The organism is Geobacillus sp. CCR (assembly GCF_052906625.1).
In genome coordinates, this window is sequence record NZ_JBREBQ010000093.1 from 1 (window position 1) to 1,448 (window position 1,448).

Annotated in this window: 1 protein-coding gene; it reads right to left on the bottom strand. The window is 43.3% G+C overall.

Features of this window, described 5'->3' with window-relative positions:
* Positions 1-359 precede the first annotated feature (359 nt).
* Complete coding sequence (cas6, locus tag ACVBDQ_RS17965) at positions 360-1,106, bottom strand: CRISPR-associated endoribonuclease Cas6 (protein WP_033024587.1); 747 nt, start codon at positions 1,104-1,106, stop codon at positions 360-362.
* Positions 1,107-1,448: the final 342 nt, after the last annotated feature.

Here is a 1,448-nt window from a genome sequence, read left to right on the forward strand (position 1 = left end):
GTTTGTTCGCCGTTTTTTCTCTGGGCAGCTTCCTCTCGATTGGAAATCCGGGATGGCCGCTGCTTTGTTTGAGTATGCCCAAATTTATGGAAGGCGTATGTCTAATTTTGGATAATCAACACTCGTGATGGCACATATTCAATTTCAGTTTCAATCCCTCATAGGTACGATAAAAACCCCAAAAATGCTTGTCGCATCAAACATTTCGATCTAGCGCTGTTTTCAGAATACCACATTTCAAAAATTCTGTCAATAACCTTCAACCTCGATGGCTGTAAGTCTGAACCACCAAAAACCATTGTCGTCGATCCCCCGGGGTTTTGGCACGATTGGAGGTCGACGACAATCCCATGACTCGTTTATCCACTTTTGACGCGAAACATGCCAAATCCTTGTGAATTTCGGCCGCCTAGACCAACATGATATAAAAATGTCAACTGTTCTGGCGAAGAACAGAGGCGGTAATAGCCAAGCCATCCTGTAATATATATATTCTTGAACATCGTCACCACACGATGACGATGATGAACGTGAATCGGCTCGATCAACAGTCTTTCCGTCGGCGGAACACCGTAGTATGCTTCATATTTATGACGGAAATTCAATTCAATCAGGTGGGGGAACACCTCATCATCGGGATCAAAAAATTGCGTTTTCTTTCTTCCATCGAACGTTTCATATGTGCTATATACGGTCAATGGAGAGAGCATGACAATGTTTATTTCGTTTTCGCGTATGTCGATGTTCTCCATTTTGACACTTTTCACTTCGATCAACTGTCCGTAAAGCTCAATCTCTCTCTGCAACAAGAATCGCTGCCCAAGTTGTTGAGTCAGTTCTGGGAGAACGGTGTCGATATGCCATTGGAAATCCCCCAAAAAATGAATTGTTTTCCTTTCTCGATTCACTTGATGCGTTCCAAATAAACGGCTAAATGTGAAGAGTTTAAATGACCGTTTCCCGTGACGGAATCCTTTGTCATGCAAAAACGCGGCTAATTGTTCATTCTCTAACGAACGGTACAATAATCCTTGCAACAAATGCTGATAATGCAACGGCAAGGAAACCGTCCCTTGCCGTCCGCTCATGGTCACTGTCAATCTCATATTTTATCCTGCCCTTCCTTGTTGAGTGCCGTCCTTTGCCCTTATAAAATAAATTCGTCTCCACTTACTACAGATCGAGCCAAGATTCAAAAGCAATATGCTGCCATTTTCTTTTTTGTCTCTGCCCAACTGTCATCGATTCAGATGTACCTACAGCGCCGCAACCGCCATTTGGTCAAACAGGAAGACGCCGTAGTCATCGCGATTCATCTTTTAGCTCACATTTCGCACCCTCTCGACGAAAATCGGGAGGATTTTTTCGTTCCGATGTCGAATGAATCCTTGACACACAAGGAACGTAAAGGAGTTTTTCTCTTATGAACGTTCAAGTCAAAAAGGTCT

Excerpts from the sequence above, each read along its gene's own strand:
- cas6 (WP_033024587.1), bottom strand. The coding sequence starts at position 1,106 with ATGAGATTGACAGTGACCATGAGCGGACGGCAAGGGACGGTTTCCTTG.